Source organism: Achromobacter sp. EG18 (assembly GCF_059759395.1).
Genome location: NZ_CM186213.1, coordinates 2,829,720 through 2,851,573 on the forward strand (window position 1 = coordinate 2,829,720; position 21,854 = coordinate 2,851,573).

General features: G+C 69.0%; 22 protein-coding genes and 1 tRNA gene. 13 read left to right on the forward strand and 10 right to left on the reverse strand.

Annotated features, from left to right (window positions below; all coding sequences use genetic code 11):
• Positions 1-59 precede the first annotated feature (59 nt).
• Positions 60-677: a LysE family transporter gene (locus AC6CR5_RS12770; RefSeq protein WP_020928962.1), complete on the forward strand. Its 618-nt coding sequence runs from the start codon at positions 60-62 to the stop codon at positions 675-677.
• Between the two features lie 126 nt (positions 678-803).
• Here the strand turns inward: AC6CR5_RS12770 and AC6CR5_RS12775 are convergent, their stop codons facing one another.
• The 3 genes from AC6CR5_RS12775 to AC6CR5_RS12785 all read right to left on the reverse strand — a co-directional run bounded on the left by AC6CR5_RS12775 (position 804) and on the right by AC6CR5_RS12785 (position 2,426).
• Entirely contained in the window at positions 804-956 is a 153-nt protein-coding gene (locus AC6CR5_RS12775) for a hypothetical protein (protein WP_006387662.1), read from the reverse strand.
• A 406-nt stretch (positions 957-1,362) separates the two neighbouring features.
• Positions 1,363-1,815, reverse strand: a complete 453-nt coding sequence (locus tag AC6CR5_RS12780; RefSeq protein WP_459229006.1) for a DUF6196 family protein — start codon at positions 1,813-1,815, stop codon at positions 1,363-1,365.
• Between the two features lie 535 nt (positions 1,816-2,350).
• A tRNA-His gene (locus AC6CR5_RS12785) sits at positions 2,351-2,426 on the reverse strand.
• A 198-nt stretch (positions 2,427-2,624) separates the two neighbouring features.
• Between AC6CR5_RS12785 and AC6CR5_RS12790 the strand changes: the two genes are divergently transcribed.
• The gene (locus tag AC6CR5_RS12790) at positions 2,625-4,082 is read left to right on the forward strand and encodes a phospholipase D-like domain-containing protein (RefSeq protein WP_054446979.1); all 1,458 of its coding nucleotides are present in this window, start codon (positions 2,625-2,627) and stop codon (positions 4,080-4,082) included.
• 78 nt (positions 4,083-4,160) lie between these two features.
• Here the strand turns inward: AC6CR5_RS12790 and AC6CR5_RS12795 are convergent, their stop codons facing one another.
• Positions 4,161-4,589 (reverse strand): PaaI family thioesterase, encoded by a 429-nt coding sequence (locus AC6CR5_RS12795; RefSeq protein WP_006387591.1) that lies wholly within the window; start codon positions 4,587-4,589, stop codon positions 4,161-4,163.
• 170 nt (positions 4,590-4,759) lie between these two features.
• On the opposite strand from AC6CR5_RS12795, the gene AC6CR5_RS12800 reads away from it, so the two are divergent.
• From AC6CR5_RS12800 to AC6CR5_RS12810, 3 genes are all read left to right on the forward strand, one after another.
• Positions 4,760-5,767, forward strand: a complete 1,008-nt coding sequence (locus tag AC6CR5_RS12800) for a helix-turn-helix transcriptional regulator (protein WP_241059986.1) — start codon at positions 4,760-4,762, stop codon at positions 5,765-5,767.
• Between the two features lie 72 nt (positions 5,768-5,839).
• Complete coding sequence (locus AC6CR5_RS12805; RefSeq protein WP_020928969.1) at positions 5,840-6,547, forward strand: fumarylacetoacetate hydrolase family protein; 708 nt, start codon at positions 5,840-5,842, stop codon at positions 6,545-6,547.
• 193 nt (positions 6,548-6,740) lie between these two features.
• Positions 6,741-7,613 carry an NAD(P)-dependent oxidoreductase gene (locus AC6CR5_RS12810; protein ID WP_020928970.1) on the forward strand — a complete coding sequence of 291 codons (873 nt, stop codon included), beginning with the start codon at positions 6,741-6,743 and terminating at the stop codon, positions 7,611-7,613.
• A gap of 24 nt (positions 7,614-7,637) precedes the next feature.
• Here the strand turns inward: AC6CR5_RS12810 and AC6CR5_RS12815 are convergent, their stop codons facing one another.
• A complete protein-coding gene (locus AC6CR5_RS12815; RefSeq protein WP_020928971.1) occupies positions 7,638-8,909 on the reverse strand; it encodes an MFS transporter in 1,272 nt (423 codons plus the stop codon).
• A 294-nt stretch (positions 8,910-9,203) separates the two neighbouring features.
• Here AC6CR5_RS12815 and AC6CR5_RS12820 point away from each other — a divergent pair, with 294 nt between their 5' ends.
• Positions 9,204-10,085 carry a DMT family transporter gene (locus AC6CR5_RS12820; protein WP_035200009.1) on the forward strand — a complete coding sequence of 294 codons (882 nt, stop codon included), beginning with the start codon at positions 9,204-9,206 and terminating at the stop codon, positions 10,083-10,085.
• A 25-nt stretch (positions 10,086-10,110) separates the two neighbouring features.
• On the opposite strand, the gene AC6CR5_RS12825 is transcribed toward AC6CR5_RS12820, so the two are convergent.
• Positions 10,111-10,767, reverse strand: coding sequence for a GntR family transcriptional regulator (locus AC6CR5_RS12825; protein WP_020928973.1), 657 nt, complete (start codon positions 10,765-10,767; stop codon positions 10,111-10,113).
• 215 nt (positions 10,768-10,982) lie between these two features.
• Here AC6CR5_RS12825 and AC6CR5_RS12830 point away from each other — a divergent pair, with 215 nt between their 5' ends.
• The 4 genes from AC6CR5_RS12830 to AC6CR5_RS12845 all read left to right on the forward strand — a co-directional run bounded on the left by AC6CR5_RS12830 (position 10,983) and on the right by AC6CR5_RS12845 (position 16,419).
• Positions 10,983-11,957 (forward strand): Bug family tripartite tricarboxylate transporter substrate binding protein, encoded by a 975-nt coding sequence (locus tag AC6CR5_RS12830; protein ID WP_020928974.1) that lies wholly within the window; start codon positions 10,983-10,985, stop codon positions 11,955-11,957.
• Between the two features lie 25 nt (positions 11,958-11,982).
• Positions 11,983-13,578 carry a gamma-glutamyltransferase gene (gene ggt, locus AC6CR5_RS12835; RefSeq protein WP_054446981.1) on the forward strand — a complete coding sequence of 532 codons (1,596 nt, stop codon included), beginning with the start codon at positions 11,983-11,985 and terminating at the stop codon, positions 13,576-13,578.
• A 106-nt stretch (positions 13,579-13,684) separates the two neighbouring features.
• Complete coding sequence (locus tag AC6CR5_RS12840) at positions 13,685-15,025, forward strand: trypsin-like peptidase domain-containing protein (protein WP_035199983.1); 1,341 nt, start codon at positions 13,685-13,687, stop codon at positions 15,023-15,025.
• Positions 15,026-15,156: 131 nt separating this feature from the next.
• On the forward strand, positions 15,157-16,419 hold the full coding sequence (locus AC6CR5_RS12845) for an arsenic transporter (RefSeq protein ID WP_172999796.1): 1,263 nt from the start codon (positions 15,157-15,159) through the stop codon (positions 16,417-16,419).
• 97 nt (positions 16,420-16,516) lie between these two features.
• Here AC6CR5_RS12845 and AC6CR5_RS12850 read toward each other — a convergent pair whose 3' ends face one another.
• Both AC6CR5_RS12850 and AC6CR5_RS12855 read right to left on the reverse strand, forming a co-directional pair.
• On the reverse strand, positions 16,517-17,062 hold the full coding sequence (locus tag AC6CR5_RS12850) for a thioredoxin family protein (protein WP_200221704.1): 546 nt from the start codon (positions 17,060-17,062) through the stop codon (positions 16,517-16,519).
• Positions 17,063-17,138: 76 nt separating this feature from the next.
• Positions 17,139-17,831 carry a cytochrome c biogenesis CcdA family protein gene (locus AC6CR5_RS12855; protein ID WP_026383261.1) on the reverse strand — a complete coding sequence of 231 codons (693 nt, stop codon included), beginning with the start codon at positions 17,829-17,831 and terminating at the stop codon, positions 17,139-17,141.
• Between the two features lie 181 nt (positions 17,832-18,012).
• On the opposite strand from AC6CR5_RS12855, the gene AC6CR5_RS12860 reads away from it, so the two are divergent.
• The 3 genes from AC6CR5_RS12860 to AC6CR5_RS12870 are packed head-to-tail and all read left to right on the forward strand — an operon-like array spanning position 18,013 to position 20,249.
• Positions 18,013-18,177 carry a hypothetical protein gene (locus tag AC6CR5_RS12860; RefSeq protein WP_190277700.1) on the forward strand — a complete coding sequence of 55 codons (165 nt, stop codon included), beginning with the start codon at positions 18,013-18,015 and terminating at the stop codon, positions 18,175-18,177.
• A gap of 8 nt (positions 18,178-18,185) precedes the next feature.
• Entirely contained in the window at positions 18,186-18,923 is a 738-nt protein-coding gene (locus AC6CR5_RS12865; RefSeq protein WP_006387573.1) for a response regulator, read from the forward strand.
• Positions 18,924-20,249 (forward strand): ATP-binding protein, encoded by a 1,326-nt coding sequence (locus AC6CR5_RS12870; protein WP_026383262.1) that lies wholly within the window; start codon positions 18,924-18,926, stop codon positions 20,247-20,249.
• Between the two features lie 88 nt (positions 20,250-20,337).
• Here AC6CR5_RS12870 and AC6CR5_RS12875 read toward each other — a convergent pair whose 3' ends face one another.
• Complete coding sequence (locus AC6CR5_RS12875) at positions 20,338-20,763, reverse strand: organic hydroperoxide resistance protein (RefSeq protein ID WP_020928980.1); 426 nt, start codon at positions 20,761-20,763, stop codon at positions 20,338-20,340.
• A gap of 123 nt (positions 20,764-20,886) precedes the next feature.
• Positions 20,887-21,840, reverse strand: coding sequence for a LysR family transcriptional regulator (locus AC6CR5_RS12880; RefSeq protein ID WP_026383263.1), 954 nt, complete (start codon positions 21,838-21,840; stop codon positions 20,887-20,889).
• Between the last annotated feature and the right edge of the window lie 14 nt (positions 21,841-21,854).

Sequence of the window (21,854 nt, forward strand, 5' to 3'; positions counted from 1 at the left end):
GACGGTTTCCGCCGACGCCAGCGGTTCTACAATACCGCTATCTTCTCGGGAGTCCTTCCATGCTCGGCGTCACCGACTATGGCGCATTCGTGCTCGCCTTCATCATGCTGTTGATCATCCCCGGCCCGGGCAACTTCGCTTTGCTCACCGCCACGGGCAAGGGCGGCATCAAGGCCGGACTGGCCGCCACCTGCGGCGTGATCCTGGGCGACCAGGTGTTGATGTGGCTCGCGGTGGCCGGCGTGTCGGCCCTGCTGGCGGCCTATCCCACCGCGTTCCATATCGTGCAGTGGGCGGGCGCCGCATACCTGGCCTGGCTCGGCCTGCAGATGATGCGCAGCAAACCCGGCGCCCCGCCGCGTCCGAGCCGCATGGACAACGGCCACTACCTGCGCCAGACCGCGATGATCACCTTGCTCAACCCCAAGGCGATCATGTTCTACATGGCGTTCTTCCCGCTGTTCATCGACCCGGTCAGGCACCAGGGCCTGGTGACCTTCGCCTTCATGGCGGTCACGGTGGCGGCGCTGACCTTCCTGTATGGGTTGGTCGCGGTGCTGCTGACGCACCATCTGGCGCAACGCATGCGCGCCAACCCGCGCGTGGCCAATCTGCTGGAACGGCTGGCGGGAGTGTTCCTGCTGGGATTTGCGGTGAAGCTGGCGGCGATACGGTAACAATGTGCCGGGCCATGCCCGCAAAAAAGGGCGCCCTGCCATGAACCGCTTTCCGCGAAAGTCGGACAGGGATCCAACCTCTCGGGGGCAGTTCAGGCATGGGCGCCCTTTCGCCGGAGCTGAAGATCAGCAGTTGCCCTTCTTGGCCTGTCCCGGCGGACAGAAGCCGCCGCCGCCACCGCCACGGTGAGGATCGACGATCACGGCGCCGTCCGGGGTATATACGGCGCACCCGCCGAGCAAGGAGGCGAGCAGGGCCAGGCTACAGAGAATTTTCATATCAAAGACACCGAGTCAAAAGTGCGCCCAGTGTATTTCGGCGGCCCGAAACAAGGCTCTAGCGGCGGTTACCAGTCGTATATCGCGCCGTGGACGTATTCGGGGAACAGGCGGGAACGACGGCAATGGCCTTCCCGGCCGCTTGCCACGAGGGTCGGAGTCAGGGCGATGCCCCCCCGATGACGAGACGGGCTTTCACGCCGCCTACGCGGGTTCGAACCCCGCGTCCCGCTCCATCAAAGACTGTTGGCGTCACTGCGATGGCCCCCCAATACAACGGCATCGACGCGGATGGTGGGGAGCCGTTCAGCGACACGATCAACGGAGACATGGCCCCCGCGATTGCAGCCCAGCAGGACAAAGGCGGTGAGTGATGCGCCACTACCCGCCGCGTCCGCGCCGATGGCTAGCGCCCCTCAACCAGCCGCTGAACCTCATTAAACACTTCTGCCGCGAGCGTCTTCGGCACACCCCAGTAGTCGAATATCCCGCCATCCGACTGATTCTGGCCGCACGTGACAAATACTCCGGTGCCAAACCGATTCTTGAAATGCGTGGCTAGCCACCCTACGAAGCCGCTATTGTCGGCACCCGAAGGGAAATGGAATCGAAATAACCCGAACTGTTCGTCGTGCGTCCCGTCACTGGGCACAAGCTGACTCCACACGTCGTCATCTCGCACCAGAGCAAGTGCATCTGCGCGGACAGCGCTGGGAAATCTATCCAACGGAAATTCAACGAACGCGTATGTGCCCGGATATATGCGTAGTCGTGCCTTAGTGATGACTTGGCGTAGACGTCGCTCAGTTTGCTCAAAGGTCTCGCGGGAGATATTAACCATAGCTGTCCATGACTTCATGGTTGGTGGCCGATCGAGGCTCTGGTTTACCACGAGCACGACACAGTTCTACGGGAATCCCCTACCAACGTGTCAGCGCCCAAATTGACCGTCCCTTGCCAAATCTGGTGCGCGCCATCCTGGCCGGCAACAAGACGCAGACGCAGCGGGTCGTGAAGCCCTGGCGCCACGCGCCCCTACGGCCAGCCCGGTGGCCGCCTGTGGGTGCGCGAGACGTGGAGCAGCGATTTCGCCGGTTACCCGCATGACCGACCGCGTTTGGTACGCCTCCGACGGCGACCGGCGCCATGACGTCGGCGGCGACTCTTGTGGCACGGTTCGCCAGGGCAAAATGTGACCGTCTTGGTGGGCCGGCATGAGAACCGGGAAACCCACGCCAACCCCGCCGCCACCGGGCGGGTGTACGACCGCCAGCACATGGTCAAGATTAAGGGCAGCGCCTGACGCATGCCACCATTGTCGGATCCTGCCACCATCCGGAAATGAAAAAAGGCACCCCGCTTTCGCGTAAGTGCCTGATTTCATTTGAATTCTTTGGGGTGGCTGATGGGACTCGAACCCACGACAACCGGAATCACAATCCGGGACTCTACCAACTGAGCTACAGCCACCACATTTTTCTTGCGCTGACACCAGAAATTTCGTGTTCAACTGCAAAGAGGCCGAATTCTAGCATGTTTTTTTCGGCGGTGTAAAACGCCCCGCGGTCCTGCAGCCTTGGCCTCGTCCGCCCCCTCTTGCCACGCCTGCCCGCCTTGCTATCCTTGGCGCTCGAATCACCCTCTGGAGGCCTGCGTCGCGCCGTTGCCATGGATCGCATACATGAATTATTGACCGCTTACTGGCCGCACATGGTGTTCGGCATCAGCGTGGTGGCGGGCACGGGCGCGGCGGTGCATGCCGCCATGACCAAGCAGGACGTGCGCTCGGCCATCGGCTGGGTCGGGTTGGCGCTGTTCTCGCCCTTGTTCGGGGCGGCGGCCTATTTCGTGGCGGGGATCAACCGGATCCGCAAAACGCGGCTGTCGCAGCAGCGCGACGAAGCCATGCTGGTGGACGCGGCGCTGGTGGAGACGCCCAGCGTGGACGTGGCGCCGATCTCGGGCCCGCAGTTCGCGTCGCTGAAGGTGCTGGGCGACCAGGTCAGCCGCTTCCGGCTGCTGGGCGGCAACGCGGTGCGGCCACTGGCCGGCGGCGATGAGGCCTATCCGGCGATGCTGCAGGCGATCCGCGAGGCGCGCCACGCGGTGGCGATGCAGAGCTACATCTTCGACAACGACGCGATCGGCCGCGAGATGGCGCAGGCGCTGATCGAGGCGCATGGGCGCGGGGTGCAGGTGCGGGTGCTGATCGATGCGATCGGCGCCAAGTATTCGCGGCCGCCGATCGTGCGGATGCTGGCGCGCGGCGGCGTGCCGGTGGCGCGGTTCATGACCAATCCGCTGGGCGTGCTGCGCATGCCGTATGCCAATCTGCGCAGCCACCGCAAGGTGCTGGTGGTGGATGGCCGCATCGGTTTCACCGGCGGCATGAACGTGCGGGCGGCGTTCGTGACGGCGCTGTCGGGCGCGGCCACCAATGTCGATACGCATTTCCGGGTGGAAGGCCCGATCGTGACGCAGTTGATGTCGGTGTTTGCGCACGACTGGAATTTCACGACGCACGAGTCGCTGCCGGCGCGGCCGTGGTTCGATCCGCACGCCCAGCCCGTGCATGGCGTGGTGCCGATGCGCTGCGTGCCGTCGGGTCCCGACCGCGCCATGGGCAGCGCGCACAGCATCATCCTGGGCGCGCTGGCGGTGGCGCAGCGCCACGTGCGGATCCAGTCGCCCTATTTCCTGCCGGACCAGCCGCTGATCGGCGCGCTGGCGACGGCGGCGCGGCGCGGGGTCATCGTCGATATCGTGATCCCGGGCAAGAACAACCTGAGGCTGGTCGACTATGCCATGACGGCGCAGCTGGACCAGGTGGTGCGCACCGGCTGCCGGGTGTGGCGCTCGCGCGGAGCGTTCGACCATTCCAAGCTGATGACGGTGGATGACGGCTGGGCCTATGTCGGGTCGTCGAACCTGGACCCGCGCAGCCTGCGGCTGAATTTCGAGCTGGATACGGAGATCTACGACCCGCAGGTGGCATGCTGGATCGGCGCCCGCATCGATGCGCTGGTGGCCGGCGCGCGCCGGCAGACGCTCGATGAATTGCAGCAGGCGCCGTTCGCCAAGCGGCTGCGCAACAAGGTGATCTGGCTGGCCACGCCCTACCTCTGAGCCCGGCGGCGCCGGCATGCGGGAAAATCGGCGGCCGCTGGCCGCCGGTTGCGTTTGGCGGCTTCGCCGCCCGCCGCATCAACCGTCCGAGGTCGGCACCGCGGCCTGGCGCACGGCGAAGACGGCGCTGGCCTTGAGCACCAGGCGTTCGTCCACCTTCAGATGGCAGGTGGCGTAGATCAGGCGCTTGCCGCGCTTGTCGATGGTGACGTGGGCTTCGAGCCAGTCGCCGGGCATGACGGCGTTGAGGTATTCGACCGACATCTGCGCGGTGACGACCGAGGCCTGGCATTGATGGGCGATGACGTATCCGAGGGCGCTGTCGGCCAGGGTGGCGAGCAGGCCGCCGTGGGCCATGCCGTGCATGTTGCCGTGGGCCGCGCCGATGCGCATGGCCAGCACGTCGTCGGCCGCGCGCCGGTAGAAGCCGCCCAGGTCCGCCAGGTGGCGCATGAACTGGCTGCTGGGTTGCCATGGCGCGAAGCCGGCGGGGATGGTGTCTGTCATGGGATGGTAAGTGTCTGCTGCGCAATGCCCCACGGTAGCGCAAAGCGGACGGCGCGCGCCAGCGCCGGCCGGCGGCGACCGGTGAGCGGACAATTTCGGCGGCGGCTGGCGCGGCCGTCGCGCCGGCGCTACATTCTGCCCATGCAATCGTCCGTTTCTCCGCCCCACGCATGAACCGCATCAAGACCTACGGCATGGCCGAGCGCGCGGATTATTTCGACTTCGATATCCGGGCGCAGCAGGTGCGCGAGCCGCTGGAGCAGCCGCACCGGCACGAGTATTTCCAGATCCAGGTGAACCTGGAGGGCGACACGCGCCAGACCATCAGCGGCACCACGCGGCCGTTTCCGCGCGGCGGGCTGAGCTTCGTGCTGCCGTACCGGGTGCACCTCGTGCCGCATCCGCCCGGCGCGCGCTACGTCATCATCAATTTCGCGCAGCGCTTCCTGTGGCCGGAGCTGGCGGTGGACGCGCTGGACCTGGAGGACGTGCCGGTGTCGCAGGCGCCGGCGCTGGCGCCGTTCCTGTTCCAGGAATACCTGGATTTCGAGCTGGACGCGCAGGGGCTGGCCGAGGCCGAGACGCTGATCGCCCGGCTGATGGCGGAGAACCGGCGGCGCGGCTTCGGTTCGTCGACGGCGATCCGCGGGCTGCTGCTGCAGCTGATCGGGCTGGTGTGCGCACGCTACGAGGCCGATCTGCTGCACCTGGCGCGCCATCACGCTGGCAGCAGCCGGCGCGAGAGCGTGCGACGGGTGCTGGCGCACATCGGCGCGCATCTGGCCGAGAACCTGACGCTGAACGACGCGGCGGCGGCGGCGTTCCTGTCGCCCAATTACCTGGCGCACCTGCTCAAGAAAGAGACCGGCAAGACCTTCACCGAGCTGGTGGCCGAGCGCCGCATGGCGCTGGCGCGCGATCTGCTGGCGCATACGGCGCGCGGCGTGGCGCAGGTGGCGCATGCCGCGGGATTCGCGGACGAGGCGTATTTCTCGCGCCGCTTCCGGCAGCTGGAAGGCGTCAGCCCGACCGGCTACCGCGAGCGCCTGCGCGGCGACGGCGCGCGGACGCCGCCGAAGGTCGCGCAGGAGGCCGGGCAAAAGACGGGGCGAAAGACCGCGCAAACGGGACGGCAGGGCACGCCGCGAAATGCGCGGAATCGTCCACGGATTGCGTAATCGTCTCCAGGCGACGCGGGCGGCGCGGACCTAATCTGGCCGTGACCCCTCGCAACCTTCAGGAGACCCGCGATGACCCAATCCGTCCAGACCCCGTTTGCCGTGCCGCAGACCACCGTGCCGATCGCCGGCGGCGACCTGCGCTTTCCGGTGCGCCGCATCTACTGCATCGGCCGCAACTATGCCGCGCACGCCATCGAGATGGGTTCGGACCCCAGCCGCGAAGCGCCGTTCTTTTTCCAGAAGCCGACGGACGCGATCCAGGTGGTGCTTCCGGACACGGTGGCCGATCACCCCTACCCGCCGCTGACCCAGAACTACCACTACGAGGTGGAACTGGTGGCGGCCTTGTCGCAAGGCGGCCGCGACATCCCCGTGGAACGGGCGCTCGACTGCGTCTACGGCTACGCGTTGGGGCTGGACATGACGCGGCGAGACCTGCAGCGCGGCATGGGCGACCAGAAGAAGCCGTGGGAAATCGGCAAGAGTTTCGACCACGCGGCGCCGATCGGCCCGATCCATCCGGTGAGCCAGACGGGACACTACAAGGAAGGCAGCATCTGGCTGGCGGTCAATGGCGAACGCAAGCAACAGGCCACGCTGTCGCACATGATCTGGTCGGTGGCCGAGCAGATCGCGCGGCTGTCGCAGGCTTTCGAGCTGTTCCCGGGCGACCTGATCTATTCGGGCACGCCGGAGAACGTGGGGCCGGTGGTGCGCGGCGACGTGATCGTGGCGCACGTGGACGGCCTGCCGGAGTTGAGCATCCGCATCGTCTGAGGCGCGGCGCGGGCTGCCTTGGCCGCCGTCCCCGGCGCCAGGCTGGTCTTGGCGTCTGGCCGCCCGACATGCGGCGGGGCGCCGCAAGGCGGGGAGCGCCGTGCGCCATCGCGCTGCGTCGGCCGGCCGCGCGTGGATCTGAGAGTAAGATTTAAGCCATAACAAACAGCCCATGTGGCAGGAGCAGTGGAAGATGGCAAAAATCGGTATGGTGGGCATCGGCCTGATGGGCCATGGCATCGCAAGCAATCTGGTCAAGCACGGTCACACGCTGACGGTGCTGGAGCATCCGGGCAACCAGCCGCTGGACGCGTTGAAGGCGGCGGGCGCCACCAGTTGCGCCGACGGCGCGACGCTGGCGGCGCAGTCGGACGTGATCATCCTGTGCGTCACGGGCAGCCCGCAGGTCGAGGCGGTGCTGCTGTCGCCGGGCGGCGTGCTGGAAGGGCTGCGCCCGGGCACGGTGATCATCGACTGCTCGACCGCCATTCCCTCATCCACCGTCAAGGTGGCCGAGGCGGTCACCGAGAAAGGCGGCCGTTTCCTCGACGCCCCCATGACGCGCACGCCGAAGGAAGCCGCAGAAGGCCGCCTGAACCTGCTGGTGGGCGGCGACAAGGCCTTGTTCGAGGAATGCAAGCCGATCCTGGCATGCTTTGCCGAGAACATCGCGCATGCCGGCCCGGTGGGCGCGGGCCATCGCATGAAGCTGCTGCACAACTATGTGTCGCTGGGCGCGATCGCGCTGCTGTCGGAGGCGGCCGCGTGCGCGCTGCGCGCCGACATCGATCCGGCGGTGTTCGCCGAGGTGCTGACCAAGGGCGGCGGCGGCGGCGTGGCGCTGGAGCGCCTCAAGCCCTACCTGCTGGAGCAGGACCCGTCGTCGCTGCGCTTTTTCATGTCGAACGCGCAGAAGGACCTTTCGTACTACAACACCATGGCGGCCGAGACCGGCGCGGTGCGCGAGATCGGCGCCGCGGTGCTGCACACCTATGACCAGGCGGTCAGCCAGGGCGGCGGCGAACGCTACGTGCCCGAGCTGGTGTCGCTGCTCAAGGACCGTTGAGTTGAGCCTGACGGCGGCGCGGGTTCAGCGCCCGCCCGCCGCCATCGCCGGCACGGCGCGCAAGGCGCCGCGCCGCGGCAGTTGCAGGGAAATGGCGGCGGCCAGCAGCAGCAAGGCGCCGGCCGCGCCGAACGCCACCCAGTGGGTATGGAAGGTCTCGAAGGCCCAGCCCCCCAGCCATGAACTGATCATGCCGCCGACCTGGTGGCCCAGGTAGGTCAGCCCGTACAGCACGCCCACCAGGCGCACGCCGTAGACGTCGGCCAGGATGGCCGACGACAGCGCGATGCTGCCGGCCCAGACCACGCCGCCGATGGTGGCGGCGGCATACAGTTCCCAGTGCGCCCCGACCATGACCAGCGCGAAGAACCCGAGCCCGCGCACCAGGTAGATGACGGCCAGGATGTTGCGGCGCTCGACCTGATCGGACATGCGTCCCAGCACCAGGGTGCTGAAGATCGCCACCAGGCCGATCAGGCCGATGCCCAGCGAGCTGGTGGTGGCGTCGAAACCATGATCCATCAGCATGGGCATGCCATGCGTGCCCAGCAGGTTCATGCTGAAGCCACAGGCGAACAGGCCCAGCGCCACCTGCCAGAACGGCAGCGTGCGCACGGCGTCGCCAACGCGCAGGTCGGGTGCCTTGGCGGCGGGCCGGGCGCTGGCTTTCCTTTCGACGATCTGGTGGGGCAGCAGGTCGGTGTGTTCGGGCGCCTGGTCGCGCATGACGAACAGCGCCACCGGCACGGTCAAGAGCGCGAACAGGACCGCGAAGGCCAGCAGGGTTTCCTGCCAGCCCACGGCGCCGATGGCGAAGGTGAGCGTGGGGGTCATCAGCGCGATGCCGGCCATGGAGCCGGTGGACAGGAAGAACAGCGCCATGCCGCGCTGGCGCGTGAACCAGCGGCTGATGACGGGGGTCAGCGCCACCGGGCTGGTGAAGGCCAGCCCGATCGACAGGGCCACGCCGAACGCCAGCAGGAATTCGATGGGGCCGCGCGCGAACACGGTCCAGATCGATGAGGCCACCACAATGGCGGTGCCGGTGAGCAGCACGAAGCGGGTGCCGCGGGTGCTGACCAGGTAGCCGGCCAGCGGCATGCCCAGGCCGTAGCACAGCATGCCGACCGCAACGATGCCCGACAGCAGGCTGCGCGAGAAACCCAGGCCGTCCGCCATGGGCAGGAAGAACGGCCCGATACCCATGCGCAGCCCCACCGTGAGCAGGGTCAGTACGGTGGCGGCGCCGACGATGTTCCAGCCGAAATACCAGCCGCCCGATGCTTGCTTGTCCACTTGCCTCTCTCCTTGTGTTCTTGTCGCGCCGGGGCGCTTCGGTACACGGGCATCGGAGATGCGAGGAGACGGAAGCCGACCGCCGGACGCGCCATATTACTCCCGGCTATATGCGGGTGGCGGGGCGGGCGCAAGATGTTGTCCGGTGAACGGTCGCCGGTGGTGTCCGGGCGCGCGCCGATCCGTGGCGCTGGAATCGCGGCACCCTGCCCGTGGCGCGACGCCGCGGATGCGGCCGGGCGCGTATATTGCTCGCACCTTTGAAATCCGAAGTCCGCCGTGAAATCCGAATCGATGTTTGCCTTGTCGCGCCAGGAAATCGCCCTGGTGCTGGTCACCATGCTGTGGGGAAGCACTTTCCTCGTCATCCATATCGCCATGCAGCACAGCGGACCGCTGTTCTTCGTGGGCGTGCGGTTCACCATCGCGGGAGTCGTGTCGATGCTGCTGTTCCGCCGGCACATGGCGCGGCTGACGCGGCGCGAAGCGGGCGCGGGCGTGGCGATCGGCTGCGCGCTGTTCCTGGGGTATTACCTGCAGACGCTCGGCCTGCGCACCATCACCAGCAGCCAGTCGGCCTTCATCACCGCGCTGTACGTGCCGATCGTGCCGCTGCTGCAATGGGCGGTGCTCAAGCGCCCGCCCGGGCTGATGAGCTGGGTCGGGGTGGCGCTGGCGTTCACCGGGCTGGTGCTGCTGGCCGGTCCGGAGGCCGGCGCGCTGCATTTCAGCGCGGGTGAACTGGCCACGCTCGCGGGCGCGGCGGCGATTGCGGCCGAGATCATCCTGATCGGCCATTTCGCCAGCTCGGTGGACAGCCGCCGCGTCACGGCGGTGCAGCTGCTGACGGCCGGGCTGGTGTCGTTCGCGCTGATGCCGGCGTTGGGCGAGGCGGTGCCGGAATTTTCATGGCTGTGGGCCGGCGGGGCGATCGGACTTGGGCTGGCCAGCGCGGTGATCCAGCTGACGATGAATTGGGCGCAGAAGTCGGTGTCGCCCACGCGCGCCACGGTGATCTACGCTGGCGAGCCGGTGTGGGGCGGCATCGTCGGCCGGCTGGCCGGGGAACGCCTGCCCGGCCTGGCGCTGGTGGGCGCGGCGTTGATCGTGGCGGGCGTGCTGGCCAGCGAGGTGAAATTCAAGCGCCGCGGCAAGCCGGCGCCGGGCAGGACCTGAACGGCGCGGCGCGGGCGGACAGCCGTCAGCCGCCCTGCTCCAGGAACGCCTGCAACGCCGGCACGGTGTTCAGCACATGCTGGCGCATTGCGGCTTCGCAGCGATCGGGGTCGCCGGTGAGCAGCGCGTCTATCAGTTCCTGGTGCGATTCGCGCACCCGCAACACGCGGCCGGGCTGGGCGGCCCACAGGCGCATGTAGGGCTCGACCACCGAGTGCAGTTCGGAGATCTGCCGCAACAGGCGCGGCTGCTGGCAGAAACTACAGAGGTATTCGTGGAAGTCGCGGTGGGCGCTGGTCCAGTCCAGGTAGTCGCCCAGGCCCTGCTCCAACTGGTCGAGCATGCCGGACAGGCGGCGGACGTGCTCGGCGCTCATGTGGCGCACGGCGTTGCGCACGGCCAGCCCTTCGAGCACGGAGCGCATTTCGAAGACTTCGCGCATTTCCTGCTGGTTCAGGCCGCGCACCACGGCGCCGCGGTTGGCGCGGATCTCGACCAGGCCTTCGGACGCCAGGCGGCGCAGCGCGCCGCGCACCGGCATGCGGCTGGTGCCGATTTCGCTGGCGATGACCTCGGGCACCAGGCGGTGGCCGGGCGGATAGTTGCCCAGCCGGATTTCGCGCTGCAGGTGCTGGTAGGCCTCTTCTTCGGCGCTGACGGCTGTCTTCTGATACTGCAGCATCCTCGTCCCCGGGTTTTCAAAGCCGCCATGATAGATAAACGCAAAAATAACATAAATTGGATCCAGTGATCCATGGATGCAAATACCTATGTTCGGATCGCCATGGCTCGCGTCAAATCCGTGACTGGCGCGCCGGCCGTGCGCGCCCGCCGGGGACCGCAACGGGCGACAGACCCGCCTGGCGCTCACCGATACAACGCATTCAAGGGGAATCCATGCCTTTCCGTCTCATCCGCGCCCTGGCGGGCGTCGCCGCGCTGGCCTTCGCCGCCCAGGCCGGCGCCCAGGCCACCGACTGGCCGCAGCATCCGGTGCGCATCGTGGTGCCGTTCCAGGCCGGCTCGGCCACCGACCTGATTTCGCGCCAGCTGGGCGCGGCGCTGTCGACCGAACTGGGCCAGCCTTTCGTGGTCGAAGCCCGCCCTGGCGCCGCCGCCGCGATCGGCAGCGCCTCGGTGGCGCGCTCGGCGGCCGACGGCTACACACTGCTGATGGGCGGCCCGGCCGCCATCGTCACCAACCGCTTCCTGCAGAAGCGCCTGGCCTACGATCCGGACAAGTTCGAGCTGGTGTCGATGGTGGCCTACACGCCCAACATCCTGCTGGCCAATCCGCAGCAGCCGTTCAAGACCCTGCCCGAGATGATCGCGTACGCCCGCGCCAATCCGGGCAAGCTGACGTACGCCTCGTTCGGCACCGGCACCACCTCGCACATGGCGGGGGAAATGCTCAAATCGGTGGCCGGCATCGACATCCTGCACGTGCCCTACAAGGGCGCCGGCGAAGCCATTCCGGCGCTGCTGAGCGGCCAGGTGTCGATGTACTTCGACACCATCATGACCGGCCTGCCGCAGGTCAAGAGCGGCGCGCTGCTGGCGCTGGGCATGTCCAATTCGCAGCGCTCGTCGCTGGCGCCGGACATCCCCACCATCGCCGAGCAGGGCTACGCCGGCTACGACATCGCGCCGTGGTACGGACTGGTGGCGCCGGAAGGCACGCCCGCGCCGATCCTGGACAAGCTCAACCGCGCCGTCAACAAGGTGCTTGCGGATCCCGCGTTGCGCGGTAAGCTGGCCGAAGCCGGCGCCGAGCCGCGTGGCGGCAGCCGCGAGGAATTCGCCGCCTTCATCAAGGCCGAGATCCCGCGCACCAAGCAGTTGATCGACCAGGCCGGCATCACCCCGCAGTAATTTCCCACAGAGTCTCCACGCCATCATGTCCTCCCCCTTCGATTGGTCTTTTCCGTACGCTTCCCGAAAAATGCCGGTGCTGGCCGCCAACGCGGTGGCAACCAGCCAGCCGCTGGCGGCCCAGGCCGGGCTGCGCATGCTGCTGGCGGGCGGCAATGCCGTGGACAGTGCCATCGCCACCGCCATCGCGCTGACCGTGGTCGAACCCGTGATGAACGGCATCGGCGGCGACATGTTCGCGCTGGTCTGGCACGAAGGGCGGTTGCATGGCCTGAACTCCAGCGGCTGCGCGCCGGCGGCATGGACGCCGGAGTATTTCGCCGGCCGCGACGCCATGCCTGGCACCGGCTGGGGCACGGTGACCGTGCCCGGCCAGGTGGCGGGCTGGAAGGCGCTGTCCGAACGCTTCGGCAAGCTGCCCTTCGCCAAGCTGTTCGAACCGGCGATCGCCTATGCCGAGGAAGGCTTCGCGGTCAGTCCGACGATTGCGCGCCAATGGGCCACGCAGGCGCCCAAGCTGGCGCAGGAACCGGGCTTTGCCGAGGCGTTCCTGCCGCAAGGCCGGGCGCCGCGGGCGGGCGAATGGTGGCGTTTTCCGGCGCAGGCGCGCACCCTGCGCGACATCGCCGAAAGCGGGGGCGACAGCTTCTACCGCGGCGCGCTGGCCGGCAGGATCGTCGACTTCGCGGCGCGCACCGGCGGCGCCCTGGGCGCGGCCGACCTGGCCGAACACCGCCCCGAGTGGGTGACGCCGATCTCGCAGTCGTTCCGCGGCTACGAACTGCATGAAATCCCGCCCAACGGCCAGGGCATCTCGGCGCTGATGGCGCTGGGCATGCTGGAGCAGTTCGACCTGGAGGCGATGGGCCGCGACAGCGCCGATTACTACCACGTCAGCATCGAGGCCATGAAGCTGGCCTTTGCCGACCTGCATCACCACGTGGCCGATCCGCGCCACATGCGCACCGACGCCCGCGCCCTGCTCGATCGCGCCTACCTGGCCGAGCGCGCGCGCCTGATCTCGATGGACCGCGCCGCCGTGCCGGTGGCCGGCACGCCCGCCAGCGGCGGCACGGTCTACCTGACCGCCGCCGACGCGGGCGGCACCATGGTGTCGTTCATCCAATCCAACTACCACGGCTTCGGTTCCGGGGTGGTGGTGCCGGACACCGGCATCAGCCTGCACAACCGCGGCCTGAACTTCGTGCTGACGCCGGGCCACGCCAACCAGGTGGCGCCGCGCAAGAAGCCCATGCACACCATCATCCCGGCCTTCGTCACCCGCGGCGGCGAGCCGGTGATGTCGTTCGGCGTGATGGGCGGGTCGATGCAGGCGCAAGGCCATCTGCAGATGGTGACGCGCCTGGCGGCCTTCGGCCAGAACCCGCAGGCCATGAGCGATGCGCCGCGTTTCCGGGTCGAGAAGGGGCCGGTGGTGAACGTCGAAGCGCACCTGCCCGCCGACGTGGTCGAGGCGCTGCGCCAGCGCGGCCACAACGTGGCGGTGGCGCCCGCCGACAGCCTGGAATTCGGCTCGGCGCAACTGATCTGCCGGCTGCCGCAGGGCGGCTACGTGGCTGCGTCCGATTCGCGCCGCGACGGCCAGGCGGTCGGCTTCTAGGGCTGGCGGGCACGGCGGCGGAACACGCCGCCGGAAAGGGGCTTGATCGGTCATATGGGCGACGCGGGGCGCGGCGATACTGCGGCGCAGACTCACCAAGGCCCCTATGAACCGCATCCTGTCCGCCGCGGCGCTGGCCGCCGCCCTGGCGACCTCGCTCGCCGCCCCGTCCCGCGCGCTGGCCGCGCTGCCCATGGCCGTGGACGGCCAGCCCCTGCCCTCGCTGGCGCCCATGCTCGAACGCGTGACGCCGGCGGTGGTCAACATTTCCGCCCAGGGCGATGGCGCGCCGGCGCCGGCCTTCGGCCAGGCCGGTGGCGCCGGGCGCCAGAGCATCGGCTCGGGCGTGATCGTCGACGCGGCCCAGGGCAATATCCTGACCAATCACCACGTGGTGCGCGGCGCCACGTCCATCCGCGTGTCGTTGCAGGACGGCCGCAGCTTCACCGCCACCGTGGTCGGCAGCGATCCGGACACCGACCTGGCGGTGCTGCGCATTCCGCCCGACAAGCTGCAGGCCCTGACGCTGTCCGACTCGAGCGACCTGCGGGTGGGCGATTTCGTGGTCGCCATCGGCGATCCCTACGGCCTGGGCCAGTCGGCCTCGTCCGGCATCGTATCGGCGCTGGAACGCTCCAGCCTGCGCGCGGCCGGCTACCAGAACTTCATCCAGACCGACGCCTCCATCAACCCGGGCAACTCGGGCGGCGCGCTGGTCAACCTGAACGGCGAACTGGTCGGCATCAATACCATGATCTACACGCCATCGGGCGGCAATGTCGGCATCGGCTTCGCGATTCCGTCGAACCTGGCGGGGGAGGTCATGCGCCAGTTGCTGCAGCACGGCCAGGTGCAGCGCGGCGGCCTGGGGCTGGACACCATCGACATCACGCCGCGCAACGCGCGCCAATTGGGCATGGCGCCCAACGCCACGGGCGTGGTGGTGGCGCGGGTGGCGGACGGTTCACCGGCGCAACAGGCCGGCGTGCAGGCGCGCGACCTGGTCGTGGCGCTGGACGGCAAGCCGATCGGCACCAGCGCCCAGCTGCGCAATGCCGAGGGCCTGCTGCCGGTGGGCAAGCAGGTGCGGCTGACCCTGTCGCGCGGCGGCCAGCGCTCGGAAGTGACGCTGCGCATCGAGCCGGAGCGCAACGAGCGCCTGCACGGCGGTTCGCTGGATGCGCGCCTGAATGGCGTGGAGTTCACCGAGATCGGCCGCGCGCAGCGCCTGAAGGGCAACGATGGCGTGGCGGTCAGCGCCACTTATCCCGAGCGCGGGCCGGTGGCGGCGCGGATGCAGCGCGGCGACATCGTCATCGGCGTCAACCAGCGCCCGGTGAGCCGGCTGGCCGACCTGCGCGGCCTGCTGAGCGGCGCGGCGCCGGGGCAACCGCTGCTGCTGACGCTGGTGCGCGGACAGGCGATGTACACGCTGCAGGTCAACTAGGGCCTGTTCGCATCGCGAGCCTCCCCGGGATCGGCGCGGGGCATGAGCGGTGCGGAAGCTGCGGGCCGCCCCGCCCGCGCGGCCGCGAGACGGGCGATAATGCCCAGCTTCCCGCCACGCGACCACCATTCATGCCCGCCTCCCACGCCTCCCTCGCCCTCTGGGGCATTTCCGCCCTGGCGATCGTCGGCATCCTGCTGCGCCCCTGGAAGTTGCCCGAATACGTCTGGGCCGGCGGCGCCGCCCTGCTGCTGACGGCGACCGGGCTGATCCCCTGGCAGGCAGCGCTGGGCGCGGTCGGCAAGGGGCTGGACGTCTACCTGTTCCTGATCGGCATGATGGTGCTGGCCGAGCTGGCGCGCCAGCAGGGGCTGTTCGACTGGCTGGCGATGGTGGCGGCGCGCCATGCGCACGGGTCGGCGCGGCGGCTGTTCGACCTGGTGTTCCTGGTGGGCATCCTGGTCACCGTATTCCTGTCGAACGACGCCACCGCCGTGGTACTGACGCCGGCGGTGTACGCCGCGGCGCGGGCCGCCGGCGCGCGGCCCCTGCCGTACCTGTTCATCTGCGCCTTCATCGCCAACGCCGCCAGCTTCGTGCTGCCGATCTCCAATCCCGCCAACCTGGTGGTGTACGGCAGCCAGATGCCGCCGCTGCTGGACTGGCTGCAGCGCTTCACGCTGCCGTCGCTGGCGGCCATCGGCCTGACCTACCTGGCGCTGCGCTACAGCCAGCGCGAGGCGCTGCGCCAGCCATTGCGGGCGGACATCGTGCCGCAGCCGCTGGGCAGCGGCGCGCGCCTGACCGGCATCGGCATCCTGCTGACCGCGCTGGTGCTGATGGCGGCCTCGGCATTGCACGCCGACCTGGGGTTGCCGACCTTCATTGCCGGCCTGGCCACCGCCGGTTTCATCCACCTGCGGCAGCGGCTCAATCCGCTGCCGGTGCTGCGCCACGTGGCCTGGGGCGTGCTGCCGATGGTGGCCGGCCTGTTCGTGCTGGTCGAGGGCCTGGCGCTCAGCGGCGCCATCGACGCCCTGGCGCGGGCGCTGCTGCGGCTGGCGAGCGACTCGGCCGGCGGCGCGCTGTGGGGCGCCGGCATCGTCGCGGCGCTGGCCAGCAACGTCATCAATAACCTGCCCGCCGGACTGATCGCCGGATCGGTCGGCCAGATCGCCGACCTGCCGGCGCAGACCGCCGGCGCCTTGCTGATCGGCGTGGACCTGGGCCCCAACCTGTCGATCACCGGTTCGCTGGCGACGCTGCTGTGGCTGATCGCGGTGCGGCGCGAGGGCCAGCACGTGGGCGCGCTGCGCTTCCTGAAGCTGGGCGCCTGGGTGATGCCGCCGGCGCTGCTGGGCGCGCTGCTGATGCTGGCGCTGGCCGGCGGCTGAACCGCCGCGGGGCCGTCACAGGACGCGCCAGCGAGCCATCGCAGGCGTCTCAATGGCGCCCGCAACGGCATTCGCGACGGCGGCCGGCCCGCGGGACTCAGGACTGGGGCTGGGCCAGCAGGCGCTGGATCTCGGCCTCGGTCTCGGCGTAGCGCCCCTCGCCAAAATGGCGATAGACGATGTTGCCCGCCTTGTCGATCAGGTAGAACGCCGGCCAGTACTGGTTGCGGTAGGCGTCCCAGGTCTTGTAGTCGTTGTCCTGCGCCACCGGGTATTCGATGCCGAAGCGCTTGATGGCGTCCGCCACATTCTTCGTTGTGCGCTCGAAAGGGAATTCCGGCGTGTGCACGCCCACCACCACCAGGCCCTGGTCCTTGTACTTCTGGTGCCACTGCTTCACGTACGGCAGCGTGTTGATGCAGTTGATGCAGGTGTAGGTCCAGAAATCCACCAGCACCACCTTGCCTCGCAGGCTGGCCAGGGTGCGCGGCTCGCTGTTGAGCCAGGTCTGGATGCCGGTGAATTCCGGCGCGGGAACCGGCGCCGGGGCGGCGGCATGCGCCGCGGTCCCCAGCAACAGGCCGGCCACGGCGAACTTGACGGAAACGAGGGCCCGGCGGGCGGAAAAGCGGATGGACGGCATGGTGCGCTCCTTCAGGTCACGGAAAATGGGGTTGCGAAAAAACAGGTCGCGGAAAAGCGGACAGAAAAAAATCAGGTCACGAGAACAGGCGGCTGATCCAGGCATAGGCCAGCACGTCGTACTGGAAATGGATGGCGATGGCCGACGCCACCAGCAACACGCCGAAGGCGCGCTGCAGGCGCACGGCGTGGCGGGCGATGGCGCCGACGCGGCGGGCCGCGAAGCCGCCGCCGTAGGCAATGGCCAGCATCGGGATGCCGGCGCCCAGCCCGTAGACCAGCAGCAGCAGGCTGGAATGGGCCAGGTCCTGGGCGCGCGCCGCCAGGATCAGGATCGATGCCAGCACCGGCCCGGCGCAGGGCGTCCAGACCGCGCCCAGCGACATGCCCAGCAGGAAGCCGCCGGCATTGCCCGAACCACCCCGCGCGCCCAGACCGATCACGCCCTGCAACGGGCCACTCAGCCGCGCCGCCAGCCAGTCGTACGGCCGCGGCCAGATGCGCGCCAGGCCGAACAGCGCCAGCGCCGCCACCGACACCGAGCGCACCGCCTCATGGGCCGACTCGACCGCGCCCGACAGCAGGCTGAGCGCGATGCCCAGCCCGGAGAACGCCAGCACGAAGCCCAGCACGATGCACAGCGGCCGCAGGCGCCCGGCGCGCTCGACCGCGCTGCCCAGCAGGATCGGCAGCAGCGGCAATACGCAGGGCGAGGCTACCGTCAGCATGCCGGCGGCCAGGGCGAGCGGGGTGTCGATGAGGGTGGTCATGGCGGGCGGTCCGTTTCAGTCTCGATGACCGCATTGGACGCGCGGCGGGTATCCGCCCTGTGCCGGAAAACGGGGTTTTTGCGCGGCTTTTGTATCGTGTCCGGCCGCGCATACACTACGACACACTTCGCGCCGCGGGCGGCGCTATAACCTGCCGGACACCCCTTGCCGGAGCCCGACCATGAAGCACCCCCTCCCCCAGCCACATCCCCGCCCCACCCTGCGCCGGCTGCTGGCCGTGCTGGCGCTGCTGGCCGGCGGCCTGGGCGCCGAAGCCGTCCAGCCCGGCCCATGCCAGCTGATCGTCAACAGCCAGGACCGCCGCCGCACCCCGCCCGCTGAGTAGAATGCGCCATGGACAATCCAGACCACATCCTGATCGTCGACGACGACCGCGAGATCCGCGAGCTGGCCGGCAACTTCCTCAAGAAGAACGGCCTGAACGTCACGCTGGCGGCCGATGGCCGGCAGATGCGCAACCTGCTCGAAACGCTGACCGTCGACCTGATCGTGCTGGACATCATGATGCCCGGCGACGACGGCCTGGTGCTGTGCCGCGAGCTGCGCGCCGGCAAGCACCGCCGCACCCCGATCCTGCTGCTGACCGCGCGCGACGAGGACATGGATCGCGTGCTGGGGCTGGAGATGGGCGCCGACGACTACCTGGTCAAGCCCTTCGTGGCGCGCGAACTGCTGGCGAGGATCAAGGCGATCCTGCGCCGCACCCGCATGCTGCCGCCCAACTTCCAGGTCACCGAGCCCGGCCGCGCCGTGCGTTTCGGCGCCTGGACGCTGGACACCACCGCGCGCCACCTGCTGGATGCCGAAGGCACGATCGTGTCGCTGAGCGGCGCCGAATACCGATTGCTGCGGGTCTTCCTGGACCATCCGCAGCGGGTGCTGAACCGCGACCAGCTGCTGAACCTGACGCAGGGGCGCGACGCCGATTTCTTCGGCCGCTCGATCGACCTGCTGGTCAGCCGCCTGCGCCAGCGGCTGCGCGAGGACGCGCGCGAGCCGATGTATATCAAGACGGTGCGCAGCGAAGGCTATGTGTTCGCCGCGCAGGTCGACGTGTCCGAGGCCACGTAGATGGCCGCCCGGGTCCCGCCCTGGCGCCGCTGGCCGCGCACCCTGGCGAGCCGGCTGTTCCTGGTCTTCCTGGTGGGCCTGGTGCTGGCCCACGGATTGTCGTTTGGACTGCAGTTCTACGAGCGCTACCAGTCGGCCAGGAGCGTCATGCTTGACAACCTGGAACGCGACGTGGTGGTCGCGCTGGCGATCCTGAACCGCCTGCCGGCCGACGAGCGCGCCGCCTGGCTGCCGCGACTGAGCGCCAGCAACCGCCAGTACCTGCTGGGGCCCGGCGATTTCGACCGGCCGTTGCAGACGCCGGCCGCCGAGGCGGTGCGCGACTCGATCCAGGCGGCGCTGGGCAATGCCTATCCGCTGGCCTTCGGCACGGTCGGCGACGACCCCAAGCACATCCAGGCGCGCGCCACGCTGGCCGACGGCCAGGCGGTGACGCTGGACATCCACATGAGCGTGATGCCGCTGGCGATGTGGCTGCCGGTGGTGCTGTTGGCGCAGCTGGCGCTGCTGATCCTGTGCGCGTGGCTGGCGGTGCGGCTGGCGATCCGACCGCTGACGCAGCTGGCCGGCGCGGCCGATGCGATGAGCCCCGACCGCCGCAGCCCGCGCCTGGCCGAGGACGGGCCGGCCGAAGTGGCGCAGGCCTCGGCGGCATTCAATGCCATGCAGGACCGCATCGCCGCGCACCTGGCCGAGCGCATGCAGATCCTGGGCGCGATTTCGCACGACCTGCAGACGCCGATCACGCGCATGAAGCTGCGTTCGGAATTCATGGACGATTCGGCCGACCGCGACAAGCTGGCGCACGACCTGCAGGAAGTCGAGCAGCTGGTGCGCGACGGCCTGGCCTACGCGCGCAGCGCGGGCGCCGCCACCGAGCCGCCCGCGCGCATCGACCTGGACGCGTTCCTGGACAGCCTGGTGTGCGACTACACCGACATCGGCAAGCCGGTGACGCTGCAAGGCCACTGCCCTGGCCCATGGCAGACCCGGCCGCGCGCCTTGCGCCGGATCCTGGGCAACCTGATCGACAACGCGCTGAAATTCGGCGGCGCGGCGGAAGTCCTGATCGGCCCGGCCGAGGACGGCCACGGTGTATCGATCCGCGTGCTGGACCGCGGCCCCGGCATTCCCGAACAGGAATTGCAGGCGGTGCTGCAACCGTTCTACCGGCTCGAAGGCTCGCGCAACCGCGACAGCGGCGGCACCGGCCTGGGCCTGGCGATCGCGCGGCAACTGGCCGACGTGATCGACGGCGAATTGCGGCTGCGCAATCGCGAGGGCGGCGGGCTGGAGGCGCAGGTGCTGCTGCGGCCCGGCGCCTGAGCGCGGCGAGGTAGCGCGCTTCGATTTTCCAGATGAAAAACGCCCCCCGATGTCGCCATCGCGGGGCGTTGCTTCTGAAACTACGGACTCAGAGAATCGCCAATTCCACGTCGATATTGCCGCGGATCGCGCCCGAGTAGGGGCAGGTCTGGTGCGCGGTGTCGACCAGTTGGCGCCGCTGCTCGTCCGACAGTCCCGGCAGCGAAATGTTCAGCCTGACTGCCAGCGCGTAGCGCGCGCCGCCGTCGGTCTTGCCCAGCGACACCTCGGCATCGACCGCCACGTCGCGCGGCACGGCGATGCCGAGCTTGGCGCCGGCCAGTTGCATGGCGCCGATGAAGCAGGCGGAATAGCCGATGCCGAACAGTTGCTCGGGGTTGGTGCCGGGCCGGCCCGAGCCCGGCGGGCTGAGCGGCAGCAGCAGCGCGCCGTCATCGCTGCGGCCGGCGCCTTCGCGGCCGCCGGTGGTGTGGGTGTGAGCGGTGTACAGCACGGTTTCCAGCGCTTGGGACATGATGGCTCCTGGTATCGGAATTGAGGAACCCGCATTGCACCAAGGCGCTGTATCCCGCCTGTGTCGCAAGACCGCCGCTTTTGCGTCGTACTGTATCCCGCGTCCATGCCGGCGGCGCGCGCCTCAGGCCGACGCGGCAGGCGCGGCGGCGTCGTCCGGCGCCAGCAGCGTGAACGCGTCCGGCCCCGCCCGCCGCGCCATGGCGTCGAGGATGCGCTGGACCAGTTCGGGCACCAGCGGGTGCGGCGGCTGGCCGGCCAGCGTGGCCATGCCCACGCAGTAGTCGATGCGCGGCCGGAACGGCCGGCAGACGATGCCCATGTCCTGGCACAGGCGCGCGAACAGGCCGTTGACGATCGACACGCCGATGCCCTGCGCCGCCAGCCGGCAGGCCATTTCCACCGAATGCACCTCGGCCTTGATCTGCGGCATCATGCGGCCCTGCCGGAAGGCCTGGTCGATCTGCAGGCGCAGCGAACGCTGCCGGCCCAGCAGCACCAGGTCGACGCCGATCAGGTCGGCCGGGCCGATCTCGTCCAGCGCCTGCAACGGATGGCTCGGCGGCATGATGCAGACCGCCTCGGTCGCCAGCCGCCGCAACATGGCCAGGCCCGAATTCATCGGCGGCGAGCGCACCAGCGCCAGGTCGGCCTCGCGCCCCAGCACCGCCACTTCGCTGGTTTCGTAGGTGCCCACCAGCACTTCCAGCGCGACGTCGGGATGGTCGGACAGGAACGATTCGACCACGGCGGGCATGACCGACTGCGCCACCGTGCTGGGCAGCTGCACGCGGATCAGCGTGCGCCGCTGCCCGCCCAGCCGCAACTGGTTGACGTGGCGCTGCAGCGACTCGGCGTCCGAGATCATGTTCTGCACGTCGGGCAGCAGCGATTCGGCCTCGGCGGTGGGATGCAACCGGCCCTTGCGACGCACGAACAGCGGCACGCCCAGGTCGGTCTCGAACTGGCTCAGCAGGCGGCTGACGGCCGGCTGCGACGAACCCAGCCGCTGCGCGGCTTCGATGGTCGAGCCGGTGGTCATGAAGGCGAGGAAAGCCTCGAGCTGCTTGAAATTCATCCTGTCCCGCGGGG

Bases quoted from the DNA above. Each gene is read 5' to 3' on its own strand.
- AC6CR5_RS12855 (WP_026383261.1), bottom strand. From the start codon at position 17,831: ATGACCACCCTCATCGACACCCCGCTCGCCCTGGCCGCCGGCATGCTG.
- AC6CR5_RS12770 (WP_020928962.1), top strand. From the start codon at position 60: ATGCTCGGCGTCACCGACTATGGCGCATTCGTGCTCGCCTTCATCATG.
- AC6CR5_RS12850 (WP_200221704.1), bottom strand. From the start codon at position 17,062: ATGCCGTCCATCCGCTTTTCCGCCCGCCGGGCCCTCGTTTCCGTCAAG.
- AC6CR5_RS12860 (WP_190277700.1), top strand. From the start codon at position 18,013: ATGAAGCACCCCCTCCCCCAGCCACATCCCCGCCCCACCCTGCGCCGG.
- AC6CR5_RS12800 (WP_241059986.1), top strand. From the start codon at position 4,760: ATGAACCGCATCAAGACCTACGGCATGGCCGAGCGCGCGGATTATTTC.
- AC6CR5_RS12820 (WP_035200009.1), top strand. From the start codon at position 9,204: ATGTTTGCCTTGTCGCGCCAGGAAATCGCCCTGGTGCTGGTCACCATG.
- AC6CR5_RS12780 (WP_459229006.1), bottom strand. From the start codon at position 1,815: ATGAAGTCATGGACAGCTATGGTTAATATCTCCCGCGAGACCTTTGAG.
- ggt (WP_054446981.1), top strand. From the start codon at position 11,983: ATGTCCTCCCCCTTCGATTGGTCTTTTCCGTACGCTTCCCGAAAAATG.
- AC6CR5_RS12845 (WP_172999796.1), top strand. From the start codon at position 15,157: ATGCCCGCCTCCCACGCCTCCCTCGCCCTCTGGGGCATTTCCGCCCTG.
- AC6CR5_RS12865 (WP_006387573.1), top strand. From the start codon at position 18,186: ATGGACAATCCAGACCACATCCTGATCGTCGACGACGACCGCGAGATC.
- AC6CR5_RS12795 (WP_006387591.1), bottom strand. From the start codon at position 4,589: ATGACAGACACCATCCCCGCCGGCTTCGCGCCATGGCAACCCAGCAGC.
- AC6CR5_RS12875 (WP_020928980.1), bottom strand. From the start codon at position 20,763: ATGTCCCAAGCGCTGGAAACCGTGCTGTACACCGCTCACACCCACACC.
- AC6CR5_RS12790 (WP_054446979.1), top strand. From the start codon at position 2,625: ATGGATCGCATACATGAATTATTGACCGCTTACTGGCCGCACATGGTG.
- AC6CR5_RS12775 (WP_006387662.1), bottom strand. From the start codon at position 956: ATGAAAATTCTCTGTAGCCTGGCCCTGCTCGCCTCCTTGCTCGGCGGG.
- AC6CR5_RS12825 (WP_020928973.1), bottom strand. From the start codon at position 10,767: ATGCTGCAGTATCAGAAGACAGCCGTCAGCGCCGAAGAAGAGGCCTAC.
- AC6CR5_RS12840 (WP_035199983.1), top strand. From the start codon at position 13,685: ATGAACCGCATCCTGTCCGCCGCGGCGCTGGCCGCCGCCCTGGCGACC.
- AC6CR5_RS12830 (WP_020928974.1), top strand. From the start codon at position 10,983: ATGCCTTTCCGTCTCATCCGCGCCCTGGCGGGCGTCGCCGCGCTGGCC.
- AC6CR5_RS12810 (WP_020928970.1), top strand. From the start codon at position 6,741: ATGGCAAAAATCGGTATGGTGGGCATCGGCCTGATGGGCCATGGCATC.
- AC6CR5_RS12870 (WP_026383262.1), top strand. From the start codon at position 18,924: ATGGCCGCCCGGGTCCCGCCCTGGCGCCGCTGGCCGCGCACCCTGGCG.
- AC6CR5_RS12805 (WP_020928969.1), top strand. From the start codon at position 5,840: ATGACCCAATCCGTCCAGACCCCGTTTGCCGTGCCGCAGACCACCGTG.
- AC6CR5_RS12880 (WP_026383263.1), bottom strand. From the start codon at position 21,840: ATGAATTTCAAGCAGCTCGAGGCTTTCCTCGCCTTCATGACCACCGGC.